The organism is Vibrio sp. 2033 (genome assembly GCF_033339735.1).
Window position 1 is genome coordinate 143,251 of record NZ_JAWOVC010000002.1, and the last position, 17,824, is coordinate 161,074.

At 42.2% G+C, this 17,824-nt stretch carries 17 protein-coding genes; 12 read left to right on the top strand and 5 right to left on the bottom strand.

Annotated features, from left to right (window positions below):
• Nucleotides 1-4: 4 nt before the first annotated feature.
• On the bottom strand, nucleotides 5-439 hold the full coding sequence (locus R7P74_RS04000; protein ID WP_017634213.1) for a GNAT family N-acetyltransferase: 435 nt from the start codon (nucleotides 437-439) through the stop codon (nucleotides 5-7).
• A 379-nt stretch (nucleotides 440-818) separates the two neighbouring features.
• On the opposite strand from R7P74_RS04000, the gene R7P74_RS04005 reads away from it, so the two are divergent.
• The 5 genes from R7P74_RS04005 (at nucleotide 819) to R7P74_RS04025 (ending at nucleotide 7,447) form a co-directional block, all read left to right on the top strand.
• Nucleotides 819-2,075 carry an aromatic amino acid transport family protein gene (locus tag R7P74_RS04005; protein ID WP_086047610.1) on the top strand — a complete coding sequence of 419 codons (1,257 nt, stop codon included), beginning with the start codon at nucleotides 819-821 and terminating at the stop codon, nucleotides 2,073-2,075.
• A 610-nt stretch (nucleotides 2,076-2,685) separates the two neighbouring features.
• Nucleotides 2,686-4,599 (top strand): tetratricopeptide repeat-containing diguanylate cyclase, encoded by a 1,914-nt coding sequence (locus R7P74_RS04010; RefSeq protein ID WP_086047335.1) that lies wholly within the window; start codon nucleotides 2,686-2,688, stop codon nucleotides 4,597-4,599.
• A 10-nt stretch (nucleotides 4,600-4,609) separates the two neighbouring features.
• On the top strand, nucleotides 4,610-4,951 hold the full coding sequence (locus tag R7P74_RS04015) for a hypothetical protein (protein ID WP_017820239.1): 342 nt from the start codon (nucleotides 4,610-4,612) through the stop codon (nucleotides 4,949-4,951).
• Between the two features lie 249 nt (nucleotides 4,952-5,200).
• Entirely contained in the window at nucleotides 5,201-6,979 is a 1,779-nt protein-coding gene (locus R7P74_RS04020; protein WP_238967135.1) for a S8 family peptidase, read from the top strand.
• Between the two features lie 12 nt (nucleotides 6,980-6,991).
• Nucleotides 6,992-7,447: a hypothetical protein gene (locus R7P74_RS04025; protein ID WP_025767689.1), complete on the top strand. Its 456-nt coding sequence runs from the start codon at nucleotides 6,992-6,994 to the stop codon at nucleotides 7,445-7,447.
• A 146-nt stretch (nucleotides 7,448-7,593) separates the two neighbouring features.
• On the opposite strand, the gene R7P74_RS04030 is transcribed toward R7P74_RS04025, so the two are convergent.
• From R7P74_RS04030 to R7P74_RS04040, 3 genes are all read right to left on the bottom strand, one after another.
• Nucleotides 7,594-8,523 carry an SRPBCC family protein gene (locus R7P74_RS04030; RefSeq protein WP_318122694.1) on the bottom strand — a complete coding sequence of 310 codons (930 nt, stop codon included), beginning with the start codon at nucleotides 8,521-8,523 and terminating at the stop codon, nucleotides 7,594-7,596.
• Nucleotides 8,524-8,660: 137 nt separating this feature from the next.
• Nucleotides 8,661-9,902 (bottom strand): sensor histidine kinase, encoded by a 1,242-nt coding sequence (locus R7P74_RS04035; protein WP_318122695.1) that lies wholly within the window; start codon nucleotides 9,900-9,902, stop codon nucleotides 8,661-8,663.
• The gene (locus R7P74_RS04040) at nucleotides 9,874-10,542 is read right to left on the bottom strand and encodes a response regulator transcription factor (protein WP_225473150.1); all 669 of its coding nucleotides are present in this window, start codon (nucleotides 10,540-10,542) and stop codon (nucleotides 9,874-9,876) included. The genes R7P74_RS04035 and R7P74_RS04040 overlap by 29 nt, the downstream gene beginning before the upstream one ends.
• Before the next feature lie 89 nt (nucleotides 10,543-10,631).
• On the opposite strand from R7P74_RS04040, the gene R7P74_RS04045 reads away from it, so the two are divergent.
• From R7P74_RS04045 to R7P74_RS04060, 4 genes are all read left to right on the top strand, one after another.
• On the top strand, nucleotides 10,632-11,831 hold the full coding sequence (locus R7P74_RS04045; RefSeq protein WP_225473151.1) for a DUF5666 domain-containing protein: 1,200 nt from the start codon (nucleotides 10,632-10,634) through the stop codon (nucleotides 11,829-11,831).
• 149 nt (nucleotides 11,832-11,980) lie between these two features.
• The gene (locus tag R7P74_RS04050) at nucleotides 11,981-12,277 is read left to right on the top strand and encodes a hypothetical protein (RefSeq protein ID WP_017634219.1); all 297 of its coding nucleotides are present in this window, start codon (nucleotides 11,981-11,983) and stop codon (nucleotides 12,275-12,277) included.
• A 271-nt stretch (nucleotides 12,278-12,548) separates the two neighbouring features.
• Complete coding sequence (locus tag R7P74_RS04055) at nucleotides 12,549-13,181, top strand: hypothetical protein (protein ID WP_225473152.1); 633 nt, start codon at nucleotides 12,549-12,551, stop codon at nucleotides 13,179-13,181.
• A gap of 3 nt (nucleotides 13,182-13,184) precedes the next feature.
• Nucleotides 13,185-13,463 carry a hypothetical protein gene (locus R7P74_RS04060; protein WP_080996836.1) on the top strand — a complete coding sequence of 93 codons (279 nt, stop codon included), beginning with the start codon at nucleotides 13,185-13,187 and terminating at the stop codon, nucleotides 13,461-13,463.
• A 476-nt stretch (nucleotides 13,464-13,939) separates the two neighbouring features.
• On the opposite strand, the gene R7P74_RS04065 is transcribed toward R7P74_RS04060, so the two are convergent.
• On the bottom strand, nucleotides 13,940-14,989 hold the full coding sequence (locus R7P74_RS04065) for a Preprotein translocase subunit SecY (RefSeq protein WP_206949039.1): 1,050 nt from the start codon (nucleotides 14,987-14,989) through the stop codon (nucleotides 13,940-13,942).
• Between the two features lie 439 nt (nucleotides 14,990-15,428).
• Here R7P74_RS04065 and R7P74_RS04070 point away from each other — a divergent pair, with 439 nt between their 5' ends.
• From R7P74_RS04070 to R7P74_RS04080, 3 genes are all read left to right on the top strand, one after another.
• A complete protein-coding gene (locus tag R7P74_RS04070) occupies nucleotides 15,429-15,890 on the top strand; it encodes a hypothetical protein (protein WP_053349957.1) in 462 nt (153 codons plus the stop codon).
• A 93-nt stretch (nucleotides 15,891-15,983) separates the two neighbouring features.
• On the top strand, nucleotides 15,984-16,457 hold the full coding sequence (locus R7P74_RS04075; protein WP_053349958.1) for a copper chaperone PCu(A)C: 474 nt from the start codon (nucleotides 15,984-15,986) through the stop codon (nucleotides 16,455-16,457).
• Between the two features lie 607 nt (nucleotides 16,458-17,064).
• Complete coding sequence (locus R7P74_RS04080; RefSeq protein ID WP_154203895.1) at nucleotides 17,065-17,820, top strand: SDR family NAD(P)-dependent oxidoreductase; 756 nt, start codon at nucleotides 17,065-17,067, stop codon at nucleotides 17,818-17,820.
• The last annotated feature ends 4 nt before the right edge of the window (nucleotides 17,821-17,824 follow it).

Genomic DNA, 17,824 nt, shown 5'->3' on the forward strand with positions numbered 1-17,824 from the left:
AGTATTACTTTACTAATTCCATAACTAACCTGGATTCTTCGTCACCAAAATAATGCGCTTCTTCTTCTAACGTTTTAAAGCCAAGGGAGAGGTATAAAGACAATGCAGGTTGGTTCTTAGGATCGACAGTCAATTTCACGCTTGAGCCTAACGTCAACGACGCAATAACGTTTTCTAGGAGGGAACGCGCAATACCTTTACCTCTATGTTGAATATCGACGGCCAATGACATGATCCAATATTGATGTGCATTTGTGCTAGTCGTTAGCAATATATACCCTGCGACCTGCTCTCCCTCTTTTGCTACCAGTAAACTCTCTCCCCAACAATCAAAAGCTTGCCGAAAGAAAAATTGAGGATAGGCGTGTTCTCCAAATAAAGTATTTTCGAGCTTATATATGGCAAATAAGTCCTCTTTTTGCGCAGACAAGATGTCCATTCAATGACTCCTTCTTTAACATGAATGGCAGCAGTATACCTAAATCTCATCTAAATGACGGGACACAAACATCTCAATTAAGTGCTTAAGAAATGTAATATTCTTCCTGAAAATTAGGCCTAACTCACTTAGAACATACATCCGTGATTAAGTTTTAACCGCAAAATCAAAAACCATACAAGATGAAAATTTCAAAACATACAACCATTAAGATCATTAAAATTAAGAACTTTATTCTGGTTTATTAAAAAATTCATAGTTGGATAATTTACAACCACCCCAAATCCACAGCATTATTCACCAAGCTTCGCATGTGATAATAAACACTAAAACCTTTACCATTTTCAGCATTATTATTTTTATAAAAGCGAGTTTTAAAGTGAAAGAATCTCGAAATGCCTTAAATCCTAGTGAAATAAACACAACCACAGCTTGGTCAAAACATGATACACATTGGGTTCTTAGCCTATTTGGAACAGCCGTTGGCGCAGGCATCCTGTTTCTGCCAATTAACCTTGGGATTGGTGGTTTTTGGCCTTTAGTCGCGATGGCAGTACTTGCTTTTCCAATGACCTATCTTGCGCACCGTGGCTTAGCTCGTTTTGTACTATCTTCTAAGATCAAAAACGCAGACTTCACTGATGTAGTGGAAGAGCACTTCGGCGCAAAAGCAGGTCGTTCTATTTCACTGCTGTATTTTCTTTCGATCTTCCCGATCCTGTTGATATATGGGGTTGGAATAACAAACACAGTAGATAGCTTCATGGTAAATCAGGCTGATATGGCTTCTTTACCTAGACCTTTGCTTTCTGGCGTACTAGTGTTTGCACTAATTGCTATTATGATGGCGGGTGAAAAAGTAATGCTACGGGCCTTTGCCATTATGGTGTTCCCACTTGTTGCCATTCTTGCCTTTCTATCATTTTACTTAATACCGAACTGGACCATGCCTGTCATGGATATGCCAGAAGCGTCAGCTTTTGCTAGCACTATGTGGTTAGCAGTTCCTGTAGTGATTTTCTCGTTTAGTCACGCAGCTGCAATTTCAAGCTTTGCAAATGTACAACGTCGCCATTATGGTAAGCAGGCAGATGCCAAATCCGAAGTTATTCTTCGTCGCACTAGCATCATGCTTATTGCCTTTGTTCTTATTTTTGTATTTTCCTGTGTGCTAACACTGTCACCTGAACAATTGGCTCAAGCAAAAGAACAAAACGTATCCGTATTGTCTTACTTAGCGAACGCAACCGATAATCCATTTATTGCAACACTTGGTCCTTTAGTAGCGTTTGTTGCTATCACTTCATCTTTCCTTGGGCATTTTTTAGGTGCGCGTGAAAGCTTAAATGGTTTAATTACCAAGCATTTTAACCTATCTGAGAAGCGTGTTGATCGTATCAGCGTGGCAGCACTGTTCTTCTCAATCTGGGCGGCGGCGATCATGAACCCAAGTATTCTTGGTATGATGGAAGCATTGTCAGGGCCTGTTATTGCAATGATCTTATTTATTATGCCAATGTTAGCGGTGTATAAAATCGAGGCGATGAAACAATATCGAGGAAATGTCTCTACTTACTTTGTTCTAGCAGCAGGCATTGTGGCGGTAAGTGCATTGATTTTTAGCTTCTTCAGCTAATAACTAAAGACTAGCTTGGATTTTCAGGGGAATACCTTACACAAGGTTAAGGTGATTCCCTGAATTTTCTTACTCTTTAAAAGGTAATCATCGTTACCCTTGACTCTTAAATAAGAGCGAAAACACCCGCAATCATAAGTACTGAAGCGATGCAGGTCCGGCCGATAATACCGAAGTGCGAAGGTTGAATCATTTCATTATGCATAGTTAATCTCCTATTTATTATAAAAGCCATTTTTTATTGGCTTAATAACACTATGTCTAATATCCAGTTTTTTAACAACCCATACAAACATTAAATATTTATGACAGAAACGTAATTTTTTACACTTCGCCATGATTTTGAGCGATGAATCCGCGGCTTGAATCATTAGATTGAGTCCACCCAATATGCTCGCCTACCTGTCATCGTTACCTTGTCTATACCATCGTCTAATCATTGCATAAGTTTTCAATAGATTTTGTTTTATAAATCATAATATTATAGAGAGCCTTCTCGTCTCTCACTCCCAAAACACTTTACCACTGGGAATCCATCCGCACTTAACCAACAAGAAATGGTAGACTTAACTGGTATTCGGCTAAGAGATCACATTTTATTAATACGCTCATGCACTTCTCAATTAAAAAACTGGCTTGCGCACTTTGTACTGCACTTGGACTTTTCTTGCATCCGACCAACGTACTGGCGAGTACCGAAAAGCAAGCTTATCTGGAAGAACACATTTCAGCAGAAAGCAAGCCCATGTTAAAACTCTACTTTCGCTCGATGGGTAAGCCGCGATCAATTCAAAAAGATGAGTTAAATACGCCACAGAATGCATCAGCAGAGTCTCTTGCTCTGTATTACTTTGCACGAAAGTACCTTAAGCGTTACGAAGGTGTTCCATTACCGAAAGATATGCCCGATTTAATCGAATTCGGTAAAAAGCACCATTTGGAATGGGTCGTCGCTGAAGCACAGCTCAATAAGGCTGTAACAATGATTGAGCAAGACGATAACTGGAACGCAGAATTGTTACTCCATGACGTTGTTTCTACAGCCCGTGATCTTGGTTATCTAGCATTAGAAGGCCGTGCTTACCGCTGGTTAGGCAATCTAGAAGTATCTCGAAATCAACTACGCAGTGGCCTAAAATATTATCGCAATGCCTATGAGTTATTAGAAAAAACAGTGTTTGAAATACAAGTCGCGATGACACTGAACAACATTGGGACGGTCTACATCGACGCATCAGATTGGGCTCGGGCCAACAGTTACCTAACGCAAGCTCTCGACACTTACCTAGAGAGCGAATATCAATACGATAATAGCTTTTTTATGGGGGTTATCTACGCAAACCTTAGCATCGTTCACTCGAGCCTCGGAGATAACAAAAAAGCGGAATATTATTTCAATGAAGCCATTCGACTTTCAATGCAAACGGGGTCTGACACAGTCAAGCACCACTCTTTATCCAGCTTTTCACAAATGTTGAGCTCGGTAGGAAAAATTGATGATGCATTAATGGTAGCACAACGTTGCGTTGACCTGCCCATTCCAAAAAATCTAGAAATGCTAAAAACGTCTTGTTACGAGGCATTTGCAGAGGCTTACCTCGCAAACAAACAATACGATAAAGCTATTACAACAGCACTTAACGTTCTAGAACAAACCAAATCAACCAGTGAATTAGAGCTGCGTCAGCGTATTGATATGCTTTCGGTACTGGTAAACGCTCATCAAATTCTTAATGACTATGAAGCTGCTTTTCATTATTTAACCCAATTAAGAGAGCTAGAGGCTGAGTTTTCTCATCATATTCATGGTGAAGAGATGATTAACATTAAGTTTGATCTCGAAGCTAAGTTAGCCCAGAAAGAACTCAAATTGCTAGAAACAAAAAATGCGCTACAAGCGTCTGAACTGCGTTCGCAGCGCTATCGAGAAATGTTCTACTTTATCGCTATTACGGCAATTGGTGTCGTTGGTTTTCGTTACGTACTGCGCGTTAGACGTATTAATAAAGCACTCACTCAAGAAAATACTACCGATCCGTTAACTCAACTGCATAACCGTCGCTATCTTCACATTTGGCTGGACAAAATGGCTCGTAGAAGCCCAGATAGAACATTTGCCTTAGCAGTTTTAGATGTTGATCATTTTAAAACCTTTAATGATCAATATGGACACGATATTGGCGATAAAATGCTGACTCATATTGCCACGCTATTTAATGAATCCACTCGCTCTGGTGACCTACTCATTCGTTGGGGTGGAGAAGAGTTTGTCCTATTATTCGAAGTACAGCGAGCTGAAGATTGCGCTAAGTTTTTGGAGCGATTGAGATATACTGTTGAAAACACGCCATTGGTGGTTGACTCTAAACCATTAAGCGCGACAATTTCCCTTGGAGCAGTGGACAAACTGTCGGCACAAACAATTAAACAAGAATGGGATCAGTGGTTTTTCTTGGCAGACCAAGCTTTGTATGATGCGAAGCAAGCTGGTAGAAACCAGTTCATCATTCATCCTACATCATAAAAAAGCACACATGAAAAAAAATCTAATCATTATTACTTTTGCGCCTCTATTTCTTATGGCGTGTAGTAATCAGCAAGCATCTCAACTGGGAATGCGCAGCAGCAGTGTCAATGTATATGCCCAGCAAATGAGTAACACTCAACTATGTGAAACTCTCTACTACAACCGTGCAACCAACCAAACCAAAGTGGCGATTGGTGCTGAGTTCAATCGACGTGGATTAAACAAAAAGTGGTGTGATAAAGAATTCGATAAGTTGTACATTAAAAAGTGGATTGATAACGTGCTGCCTAAGGAAAAAGCCGAACCTAAGAAACCAATGGCAACTATTCAACCCGCTCCAACTAAATAACCCCCCCTCTTGAAGCAGACGGTACACTCGTATTTTCTGCTTTTCACTTTTCATGCATGTTCGATGCGACATATAAAAACCTCATGGTTTCAGTAAATTAACAAAGACTTATGTTGTCCATCGAACTTTTAATGTAAACAAGTTGTAAATGGTTTTCGTCCTTATTCTTTGTCGTTAGCTTTGTTTGTTCCTGTTAGCGGAATATGAAACAGGAACTAAAAAATTCCAAACAAAGACATGAGGTCAAAAATGGAAATACGCATTAATCGCCTATTTGCTGCTATGTTGGCAGTAGGCATTGCACCTGCCGTCTCGGCGTTTGATCCACTCTATTCTGAACAATGGCACTTAGACAACACGGGGCAAACTGCGTTTGCGGCTAATCCTGCTGTTGCTGGGAACGACTTAAACACTAAGCTCACTCAGGCAATGGGGATTGCAGGTGTTGGTGTGAAAGTTGCCGTTATTGATTCTGGAGTGCAGATCGATCACCCCGACCTTGCAGGTAATATAGTTACAGGTAGCAGAAACTTCGTCGAAGACTCTTCATTCCCACCAAGTTATCCGGTTGATACTAATGGTCATGGCACTGCTGTAGCCGGTTTGATTAGCGCCGTCGGCAACAACGGTGAAGGCGGACGCGGTGTCGCTTCTCTCTCTTCCCTCATCGGTTTTAACTGGTTAGCCAACCAGACATTAGAAGGCTGGTTAATCTCCCATGGCATGGACCCAGCAACACGTGATGTTCGCGTATTTAACCAAAGTTACGGTTTCAGCCCTATAAACCCGATTACTTTTGATGAAAGCGACCCTCAACTAAAACTTGAAATGGACGTGATGAAAAACGTCAGCGAGAGTAACGCCTGGGGTCGAGGTGCTGTATTTGTAAAGTCAGCAGGTAATGGTTACCGTTATTTCAATGCAGGGCGATTCTTCGTATTGCCAAGTAACTTCTTTGCTGGTGGAGACAATCAAGGCTTACCGATGCACAACTCTGCTCAGTCTTATGATAACGCCAATTACTTCAATTTAGTCACTAGTGCACTGCGAGCGGATGGTACGAGAGCGAGTTACTCATCGGTGGGTTCGAACGTGTGGGTTGCAGCACCAGCAGGTGAATATGGGCAAGATTTCCCTGCTATGGTCACCACTGATTTAATGGGTTGTGAAGAAGGGCAAAATACCAGTGAAGGCCTTGGCATTAATGGGTTACACGGCGGAACGGAGCTCGATCCGAACTGTAACTATACCAGTACGATGAACGGAACCTCATCGGCTGCGCCAAACACATCGGGTGCCATCGCGGCAATAATGTCAACCAACCACGCACTTTCTGCTCGTGATGTACGTGCTTTATTAGCGGAGACAGCAAAAGTAACGGATAAAGCGCATCCAGGCGTACAGCTTGAATTTACTAACCATAAAGGCGAACAGGTTAGCTACGAGGCCATTGCCCCTTGGCAGAAAAACGCAGCAGGCGTAGATTTCCATACTTTTTATGGCTTCGGCGCTGTAGATTTAGATGAAGCGATGCAACGTGCTCGTATGACGAATCGTGTTTTACCAGCTCAAGTCATTACACCATGGGTTAATAGCGCTACAGAAGTAAGTGTACCCGATGCAAGTCTAGTTGGTGGTTCTTCAAATATCGCCATTGCCGATGAGCTGACAGTAGAATCCGTTCAAGTGACATTGACATTGGACCACGCTCGTCTGCCCGACTTAGCTATCGAGCTCATTTCGCCATCAGGGACTCGTTCCGTTTTGCAAACACCGCGCAATGGTCTTGTTGGTCAATCTCTTGATCCAACGATTACAGGCTACAAAGATCAATTAATGTTGTCTAACCAATTTTATGGCGAAGATGCAAAAGGCGAATGGACGTTGCGAGCAATAGATACGAACGGCGATGAAGTCTATTCTTACATTGCATATTTCAACTCTTCCACCATCTATGACGTTCCGATGGCAAACAACGCTCAGCCCGGTGTTATTAAGAACTGGTCGATGCGCATATTTGGACACTAAGGAGTCAATAACATGAAATACAAATCATTTTCTATGCTGGCTCTCGTTATCATGACGTCGAGTGTATACGCTGAGCAACAGCTCTCTCAACAACCTGCACCAGAACTGTTTGTGCCATCAGAAGCGGTTGAGATTAATGGCCAAGATTATCGAAAAGTGCAAACTGGCACTGTTAGAACCCTATCTGAAGACGTAAAACTTCAAGCGGGTGATGAGGTGTTTAAGAATGCGTTTAGTAACGTATCCAAAGCCACAGGACTGGTTTATATCACCGTAAACAATCCTAACGAAGCGAAAGCAGTCGCCAAAGAGTTAAAATTAGAAGTTATCTTCGCAGAGGGGGAATCAGCGGTGTTAAAAGCATCTCAAGATCAAGATCTGCTAAGTATTAGCGACTACTTAAATGCAGACAGCCGGGTAAAAGCGTCTAAAATTGAACTAAACAGCGGTAAATACCGTGCACAATAATTCTCTAACAAGAGAAGTTGGCCTGTAAAACCATGCCTCAGCGATTGCTGAGGCATTTTTATGGGTAGGAACAGATACGCTATTATTCTTTAGTAACATTTCGCATAACTAGTATGATACCTAAACACCCTACTCGCCTGCGCCTGTCATTTCTTAAACAAAATAATTTCCGTTCTTAGCTCTTCTTCCGTGGTTTCCTTCGGGCTATTCAGGTAGCGTTCGATTCCTAAAGGATTGGTTTTGACTTTCATACCACTCTGACGAACCAAGTTCATCGCTAACGCCCATGCATTTCCCAAAAACTGATATTCACCTCGGTGTTCAACGACAAATGTTTCACTCTCAGGAATGGTACCAGTAACCGCCCCTTGAGGCGCTGGTACTGAGTTATGAAGAGGAAAGCAATTGATAAACTCGAATGTTCCTTTCTGCATATCCATCGACTCGTAATAACAAAACAATTCACCATTCACGGATAGGGTTTCGTCACTAATTAACTGTTCTAGTTGCTGAACATGCTTCTCAATTACCGAACCTAATTCCTGCAAGCTAGCCACACCCTTGATCCCAATGTAATGAATTTGAGGCAACGTTCGGTTACCAATTTCGGCTAAGTCTGAATGCACTCGTCCGGTTTCAAGCTTACTTTTAAGCATGCGTAACCCACGTTGATAATCCATCTCTATCATCGACTTAAACATACTTTTCAGAAAGAACAGATACCAAGGGACGCGAGATTGCATTTGCCATTCGACTAAACAGCCATTTTGTGACGGCGTCACGATTAGAGTCACCTTTCCATGGCTCTTGATTGGGCGAAAGAAATGTAGCTCCATATCTAATCGATGCTCTTGAGTACTTTCCAGTACAATCGCGCCAGTCCCAATACGCTGACCATTCCATTGATAACCAGCTCCAACGTGGCCCTGATTATCACTGAATGTCAGCTCGCAGCTTGGTTCAAGAATGACCCATGGTGACCAGCTAGGCCAGTTATTGAAGTTCTTGAGATAGCCAATAATTTCACTTTGATTCTTATTAATTTCAATACTTCGGCTGACCTGATAAGAGAGCATAACGGTTCCTCGAGTTTCCGCTTCACTAACTTCAGTCTAATCCAAATTCCAGTTTTTTCTTGTTTGACTGCGGGTTAGATGCGTACGACAAGAAAAATCCAGAGCGTTAATTCTCACTTGAATCAATACGCGCAAAGCTAAGAGCAGAACTCCACTTTTGCACTAAATCGAACACCATCATCGTCCAGTACTAACGCCCACCCCATCCGTTCACATATTCGTTGTACGATAACAAGCCCACAACCATAACCAGCGTTGTACGTCTCGTTGCCATCGTGACGGTTTAGGATCTTAAGCGCATGACCTTTCAACTCAATTTCAATATCTCCCACACTATAGCTAAAGGCGTTTTTAATCAGATTGTTGATAACAATGGTCACAAAACTCTCTGGTGCCTTCACGACACCACTATGTTGTTCGTGCAAAGCGTAATTCGAATCTTGCTTGGCAAATAAAGGAGCTAGCTCTTCCAACTGTTTTTGTAAACAAGTGAGAAGCTGATGCTCTCCATAATGCTGAGGCTCTATTTTCTCTTTACCAAGTAAGAGAAACGCCTCTGTCAGTACACGCATTTCGTCACAAGCTGACTGCATCCTCGTGATGGCTTTTTGCGCAACTCGAGGTTGATCAGGAATACGCGTCAGAATGTCTGTTGAGCCCCTAATCACCATGATTGGCGTTCTCAACTCATGCGATGCAAAACGGCTAAATTCTTGCTCTCGTTTGAAATAGCCCGCGATATCGTTTTTATTATCCAGCAAAGTTTGCTCTATCTGGCGTGTTTCGCTGAACTTAGTTTCAACTTGGAAAGCGGGTTGATCCGGTGACATTTGGCTAATTTTGTCTTCAATTTGCGCTAATGGCCGAGACAATATTCGCACCATGTAAATACCATACCCAACCATGACAAATGAAAACAAACCACCTAGCAGCAGCGTAAACTGATGCAGCGAGCTTTCGTATTCGTCCAAGTAATCATCGGAGTCATCTTGAAACACAATGTACATAAGCCCCTTCCCTGAGGGGTGTTTCAATACAACAAAGTGTTTATCTTCTTCACCAAGCAGGTATTCGTAAAAACCAGGTGAAGTAAAAGAGAGCAACCAATCGGGTGTCGGTGCTTCACTCCAATATGAGTTGAATTCCAATACGTTTGGCAATGGCGCATCCCAGCCCTGTTTCTCGAAATTCTCACTATAAAGCGCAGCTTCAGTATCTAGCCAGTGATGTAAACTCAGCACTTCCAGTTTGTTTTCTGCCACATAAATCAGCGACCAAAAAAGAGTAAACATCACAAACGTCATGACCCCAAAACCCCAACGGATCTTGCGATAAATGCTTGGATATTCGTTATGCTTTAAGTCGGTAACCTTGTCCATGAATAGTCTCTAATCGTGATTCTTCAAAACCTTTGTCTAGCGCGGTTCTTAAACCGTAAATATGGCTACGAAGTGCATCACTTCCGGGTGGTTCGTCTCCCCACACACTATCGATCACTTCTGTGCGCGAGACCGCTCCTGGAGCACGTTGGAGGAGCAATTTTAAAATTTTAGTTTGAATTCGACTCAGCTTAATTTCTTTGTCTTTTCTCGTTACTTTTCCTGTCCGCGCATCTAAACAAATATCTGCAAATTTGAGCGTTCCGATATCTTGTCTTGGACCACGATTAGCCAAAGCATGAACACGCAAACTGAGCTCTTCCATCGCAAATGGCTTCATTAAATAATCATCTCCCCCCGCTTTAAAAGCCGCGATTTTGTCCTCTAGCGTATCTTTTGCCGTTAGGAAGAGAATTGGCGTTCCACATAACTTATCTTGTCGAAGCTTCTGTACCGTACTGATGCCATCGAGCTTCGGCATCATGATATCCATGATGATTACATCGTAATGATTTTCCTCGATTAACTTAATCGCAGCCTCTCCATGAAACGCACAATCGATAATCATGCCTTCTAGCTCAAGATAGTCTGCAATCGTCTCCGAGACGTTATGGTTGTCATCTACAATTAAAATTTTCATAAAATCACATTTCTTCACGATCTCTTCACGATATGCCCAATAAGATACAGGCAATTTCCTAAACTCGCTCGTAAATTGAGGTTAATACAATGAAAAAACTCGCTCTTATTTCTGTAGTAGGTTTGGCATTGTCTGGTTGTGGTGGTTCAGGTGGTGGCAGCAATAGCGATAGCACATCAACTCAACCAGCAGTGAAACCAAGTGTAGCGATTGGCTCTGTTGAAGCGGTCAACGCTGAAGAAAGCACGTTAACCGTCAATGGACATACGTATCGTGTGTCTGAGGTGGTTTATGACGACACACAAGTGCAATTGGCCGATGTAAAACCAAAAATGGTGGTTCGCGTGGGGTCAGATATTCGGCAAGCTTCGAACAATGGCGTCCGAGTCACACTTGAACCAACCATTACAGGACGTGTCACAGCGATTGATCATGTGAAGAAAACATTTACGGTAAACGGCGTAGATCTGCAGTTTGACGGTTTAAGTGATGATATAGAGATCAACGACTGGGTGATGGTGTCATCCTTGCCGACTGCGGATGCGGGTTATCGAGTGTTGTCTGTGGTCGAACTCGACGTAGATAACGATTACCCAGTAATTGATAACGACTACGAACTGGAAGGCCGTATTACCAGTATCGATGAAAATGCTGGCACGTTTGAGCTTGGTACAAATATAACCGTATCTTACGACAACATTAGCCAACTTAGCATCGGCCAATGGGTGGAAGTAGAAGGTGAAATGCAAAACGGTATCTTCATGGCACATGAGGTACAAGTTGAAGACTACGACGATCTAAAAAATGACAGCGATGTGGAAGGTATCGTGACTTGGGTTGCCAAGGATTATAGTGAGTTCTCTCTAAACTACCGAGGAGCCTTCTTCATTGATAACGCAACACGCTTTGAGGATGGTAGCAAAGCTAATCTAGAACAAGGTCAAGAAGTAGAAGTGACCTCTGTGATGAAAAATGGCAAACGCACCGCTACCGTCATCGAATTTGAGCAGTTGGAGTTTGACAATGACAACCAATGGCGAGGTAAAGAGTTTGAATGTGAAGGCTATGTATCAAACTACGATGCTGATTCAAGAGTGTTTGAAATTGAGCATTGTGAGAATGATGCTGATCAAGTACTAAGTAACACCACCGTTGTGATTGATGCACAAACACGCTTCCAAGGCATTGAAGAACTTAACCTAAATGGTGCTCGTGTCGAAGTCGAAGGTGTGATCATTAACGAGCGAAATATTGCCCGTGAAGTGGAGTTAGACGTTTACGACTACTAATCCCTTCTACGCTTAAGAAAAAGTGTCACTTCGGTGGCACTTTTTCTTTTCACCTTACTTTGCTTCCCAAGCTCAAACCAACAAATTCTCAGCCAAAGCCTTTACTCTCCGTTACACTTTACCTATGTTTCACAACATTGGTGACAACTATGAAAAAACGCAACCTCATTTTGTTAATCTTGTTTTTTGGTTCAGCCACGAGCTTAGCTAGCGTGATGGATCCTGACTGCGATGCAGAAAAGGCAGCTAAAGCCGCTGCGACAAAAGCCGTGGTTGGTGTTGGGGGGCGCTGTACGCCTAAAGAGGCACTGAAAGATACCGCAGTTGATGCAGGAAAAGACAAATTGCCAGATGAAGGGATGGCGGGTAAAGCTGTTGATGCAATGACACCGGAAAAAGAGAAGAAAACGGTGAAAGACGTAACCAAAAAGCTCAATAAAGATTGATACCTACATCATAGATGTTTGAGCGTAGAAAACATTTTCCTAGAATAAAGTGGCGATTTACCAGTTGTTTGAAGCACACGTCTAATCTTGGTTTTTCATATTCAAAAACCTGCATTTGACCACACACTATTTTTACTACACAAGTTCAAAAATTAGTAATAATTCCTCCTAACTTTGAGACTTTGAGCCTAACGAGAAATGTAACAACTTGCATACAAGTCACTTGGCTATATTGTACACATACTATATATCGAAGAAAGGAGGTTTAACGATGGTTAGAGGTTATAGTGAACAGACTCTAAAAGCCGAACCTGTAGTTCAATTGGCGGTACTGACAGGCTTAGATGCCGATTTGAACTTCATCAGAAACAACAGAGAAAAGGTTTTGCCTATAATCACAGGTGTCATTTTGTATCGACAGCTCAATAGACGCGACCAAAGAAAAGTCCTTGAGCAGGCACAGGCTTTAGGGAATTCGAAATTTTTCGGTAAGATTCAAATGCTGGTAGCGCAAAGTATTGCCAAGCCAATGTGGAACCCTTGGAGCCTATCAGATGGTGAGCTGCGCCAGTATTTTAATACTCATAAAGCAGTTGCAAATTTCCTTTCTACATGGTTTATCACCATCGATATTAAACTTGAGGTCGGCTTTATGGCAGCTGTTATATACGCACTATCAAAAGGTCAAGGGGCTGCATTGATTAAAGAAATGGCTTCAGTGCACATCGCTGAAGAGACTTTCAAAAAACTCAGCCTCTCATCAACTGCACAACAAGCTGGCGCGAGAGCATTTTTTGTAGCTGTTATTCTCGCTAGTGTACTCAAAGGCTTTAACGAGGCAGATGCGCTAGCTGCAAAGAAAGAGTTGTTACGACGTAACATGCTTGGAATAGAGGATTTGTAAGCTATGTTTTGGATACTGGGTCTTTTAGTTTCCTTGTTTATCATGTACTCGGATTACGCGCATTACTTCTATACCAAGCGACATGGAAAGAAATCTAGGGTTTCTCGCTTATTTAGCTTGTTGATCACGGTAACGCTTCCTATGATTGCGACTACCGAGATTTTGAACGATCTTAATGTAGAGAAAACCAGCTACCAAGTGTGTGTAGTTTTAGTCTCAGCTTTAGTTGGCCTTCTGGTCTGCTTGTCGGAACAGTATCGTTTTAAGTCAGAAAGAGATTAGTGGTATCGGGTTGTCCAGCTATCACCAAAGGCATCAAATTGGTGCCTATTTTATTATTGGTTTATTAATAACTGATCTGGCGAGTAAGGCCGGTTCGAATATCTTCTAACGTTCACCCTCGAGCACGAGACCGCTATCATGACTTCTTTAATGAAAAAAAGAGAGCCTTTTGACTCGGGGATTTAGAGCTCTTGGACGTCTGAATGCGCATAGTTCATACCCTCTATTGAGACGTCGGAATTATTCGCTGTACCGTGATAGAAAATTATTTATGTATTGAAACACATATACCTTGCTCGTGAATATCTAGCCGTCTCGGACATCTCAAATCTAACCTCAACTTATATCCAAATGAATTTGTAGTTTGTATCACCAACTGCTCATAGTTTATTTAACAATTAACAACGAGTTCATGGGGAGCTAATACAAAAAAGAGCGCCGATTGACGCTCTTTCCGAACTTTAATAGATAACCAATTATGCGGTCTCTGCTTCACCTATCCAATGATAATGGTGGTTGGCTTTTTTCCCCACTAAACCGAGCTCTGCCAATTCTTCAAATACCTTGTCTACCTCTTCCGCAGACAGCCTAAACTGTTTAGCAACGGCTTTTTTGGTGCACGTAATTTGATGCGTTTTAAGTGCATCGCTAACTTGCTCTAACAAGGTTTTCGGTTCCTTTGGTTCTTCTGGCTCCGGCGCTACTGGTATTTCTTGCTCTTCTTCCTCTTTTATATGAGGAAGATAACCCGCAGGCGCTGGGTCTATATCGCGAACTGTTTTCAATATCATGCCCTCATTTCTGCGATAGAAATATCGGAACCGTTGCTCTTCACCAATCAAGCCAACAAAAAATGCAGCAAAGAAGTCCAACAGAATCGAAAGAAATATAACCAAGCCAAGCTGAGCTTGCTGAGAGGTGGTACCAAATGCGTTAGCTAGACTATCAATTAAACCAATCACTGATCCTTGCGTGACTGGCGGTAAACTATCACGCTCCATAGCCAAGCGTTGCTGCTCTTCACGTAAGGTTTTGTTTTGATCCTGAATGCGAGTTACACCAGTCGCGATACGCTCCATCTCGATGTATTTCTGCGCTGCCATATTGTTGAGCTCAATCTGCTTATCGATTGCCGCAATCTGACGATTAAACGCTTCCACTTTCGCCTGCTCTACCGAAATATGACTTTGTGCACTATTGGTTGCACTATTAATGCCACCAATACTACCGCCAATGGAAATCGCAGCTAAGACTAAATAAAACACGAGAGCGGTTGCTGCTCCTGTGTAGTTGCGATGGGCTCGGCGCTCACCGTATTCATACCAAGCGTAAAATTTACCCGCTTCAAAAATGATCGCTAAACCACCAAATAAGGTTTGCATCATCGGATTTTCGTCGATAGACAAAAATAGCAATAGAGAAAAAATAGTCGATGCTAAAATCGCAGCACCAGTGAATGCGTATACACTCACCATGGCAAATCGACCTTTAGGGTATCGATATCCAATCTGTTGTTCGTATTTCATTTGAGAAATTTCTTAAGATTAATCGCCCCTCCTACTAAGTAGGACGGACGTTTCTGGCATGTACAAAGGAGCGCAGAATACCGTATCCTTTATTAAATTACTGTCATAATTCCGTTAATGGAAAACAAGTGAAGATTCGGTGGGCATTTTGAATCGATATCAGCCAAATCTAGCATGTAAAAACACCACCACGACACCCACTAACCGAAGCTTCAGTAACATATAAGAGAGATTAATTCGGTATCTTCAAAAGCGACTAGGCAAGACTGACAAGTTGAATTGGAGGTTGTGAATGTCAGCCGAATCAAGACATTAAAGCGTTAAAAATAGACAATAAAACAAATAACGCACACTTGCATCACCTTTTAGTAAACTGATAATTACATTGTTTGGTTAATTTGTTAGTATCCCGCGCCGAAGAAGATAAGCACTCAATTGTATGGAAAACACTCTAATACAGCACAAACACCATCGCTTGCACGCTATTGCGGTTATTATCGCGGTGTTGTTTCAGTTGTATTTAGCGTCCACAGCCGCTCTTAACCCTACACAAGTTCACAGCACAACTTGGCTCAACAAAGTCCAAAGTGAAAAGGTTTTACTGTGTACCGCAGATGGTTTCAAATGGGTGGATATCAATACGTTGATTGAGGCTAACGCTCAATCTTCTTCTAAGCTCATCCAAGATCTTAACTTACACGACGGCTTTCAGTTTGAATGCCCGCTTCTTCAAGCTGTTCAATTCTTTCTTTTGGTTGCGATTGGGCTTTACCTGACAACCATCCATTGGCTGCGCCGAGTAAAGTGTGCACTGACGACTTATCACTTTTCAAAATGCGATAAGCTCGTTTACAAACACATCGCGCCTAAGCACTCTCCGCCGAGTGTTTTTCCTGCCTAACAGGCATCTAATCATTAACAACTTTATTCAAAAATAACGATGACTCTGTTTGTTGTCCATTCAGAGAAGCTATTCATTCAAAAGGAAAAACACATGCTTAAATCATTTAAAACCGCCGCTATCGCGCTTATTGCTGTCATCGCTAGCCCACTGAGTTTAGCGCACGATTATGAAGCAGGAAAAATTCATATCGACCATCCATGGAGCCGCGAAGCGCCACCAAACGCACCTGTTATCGGTGGTTTTTTTCAATTAACCAACCACGGTGACAGTGAAGATGCATTGATCGCAGCAGAAAGCCCAATCGCAGGGCATGTCGAAATTCACACGCATAAGAAAGAAGATGGTGTGATGAAAATGATTAAGATTGACGAAGTGCGCGTTCCAGCCAATGAATCTGTGTTGTTTAAACCAGGCAGCTTCCATTTAATGATTTTTAACCCAACACAAACTCTTAAAGAGGGTGACCGCTTCCCTATGACATTAACCTTTAAAAACGCAGGTAAGGTTGAAGTGGAAATGGCGGTTGAGAAACAAGGCCACATGGAAAAACACATGCATCATTAATGACGCAAACAAAAGTGCCCGCTGATTTAGCGGGCATTTTTATCTCAGCTTAGTCAAAATCATTATCCAATAGGTCCTAACTCGACTCTTCAGAATAATGGTGATGAATAACGCTCGGCGAAACGGGGCCACATATCATAACAGCATGCTCGGGCAAGAGATTCTAAATCACGCTCGTCCCTCGCTATTCAGAATGACCTTGAAAAACTTAAGATCCTAAAAAGGTTCCCTACCCGCTTAAAACTCAACCTCTCGACAAAGTTCTCCAACCATCACTTGGCAAGCCTAAATGAAATCATAAGTTTGGCAACAAAGACCCACTGTTAATCGGCTTTCTTTCTACTTGAAACAAACCTCAGCCCAACGAGCTAAGCCGGCAGCTATATGCTCAATTGTTTATATATCCCGATTCTCCTGACTAGATACAAATCATGCACGACCGTAAAAGTCGATATATGCCACTGGATGAGTCAGCATCTCAAAAAAGTACGTGATCGACTTCTCATTGTTGGTGTTTCTCTGTTTATTAAAACCATTTGTATTACAATAATACCCTATGTTAAATGAAAAATCCTTTCCAACTCTACAAACATGAGAGAACACCATTATGTCTACTAAAATTGCATTTATTTCTGGTGCTACTGGCGGTATCGGCTTCCAAGTGGCAAAGCGTCTTGGTCAGGATGGATACACGGTCATTCTAAACGGCATTGAAGATGAAAAAGGTTCGGAGTGTGTCTCCAAACTACATAACGCAGGGATTGAGGCTGAATACTACGGTTTTGACGTTACAGATGAACATGCCGTCGATGAAAACATCAATGCTATTGGTGAAAAATACGGCAAAATCGATGTTGTCGTTAATAACGCAGGTGGTCTTGGTGGTCGTAGTCCTATTGAAGGTATGGAAACTGCTTTTTTCCGTAAAGTCATGGCTTTAAACCTCGATAGTGCATTCTTCGTATCACGCGCAGCGATTCCATTTCTAAAAAAGTCTGATAACGCATCAATTATCAACTTCACTTCAAACGCTGCTTGGAATGCAGGTGGTCCAGGTGCAGGTATTTACGGTACATCAAAAGCCGCCGTTCATACATTAACTCGCGCTTTAGCTAAAGAGTTAGCTCCGGCAGGAGTTCGAGTCAATGCAGTATCTCCTGGCACTATCGATACACCATTCCATGCTCAAATCAAAGCAACCAAGCCTGAAGTATTTGCTTCTTGGGCAGACAGTATTATGCTTGGACGCCTAGGCCAGCCAGAGGAAGTCGCCTCTGCTATCTCTTTTCTGGTAAGTAAAGATGCATCATTCATTACCGCAGAAACACTGCAAATTGGTGGTGGTCAAGCTTTAGGCATTTAGTACC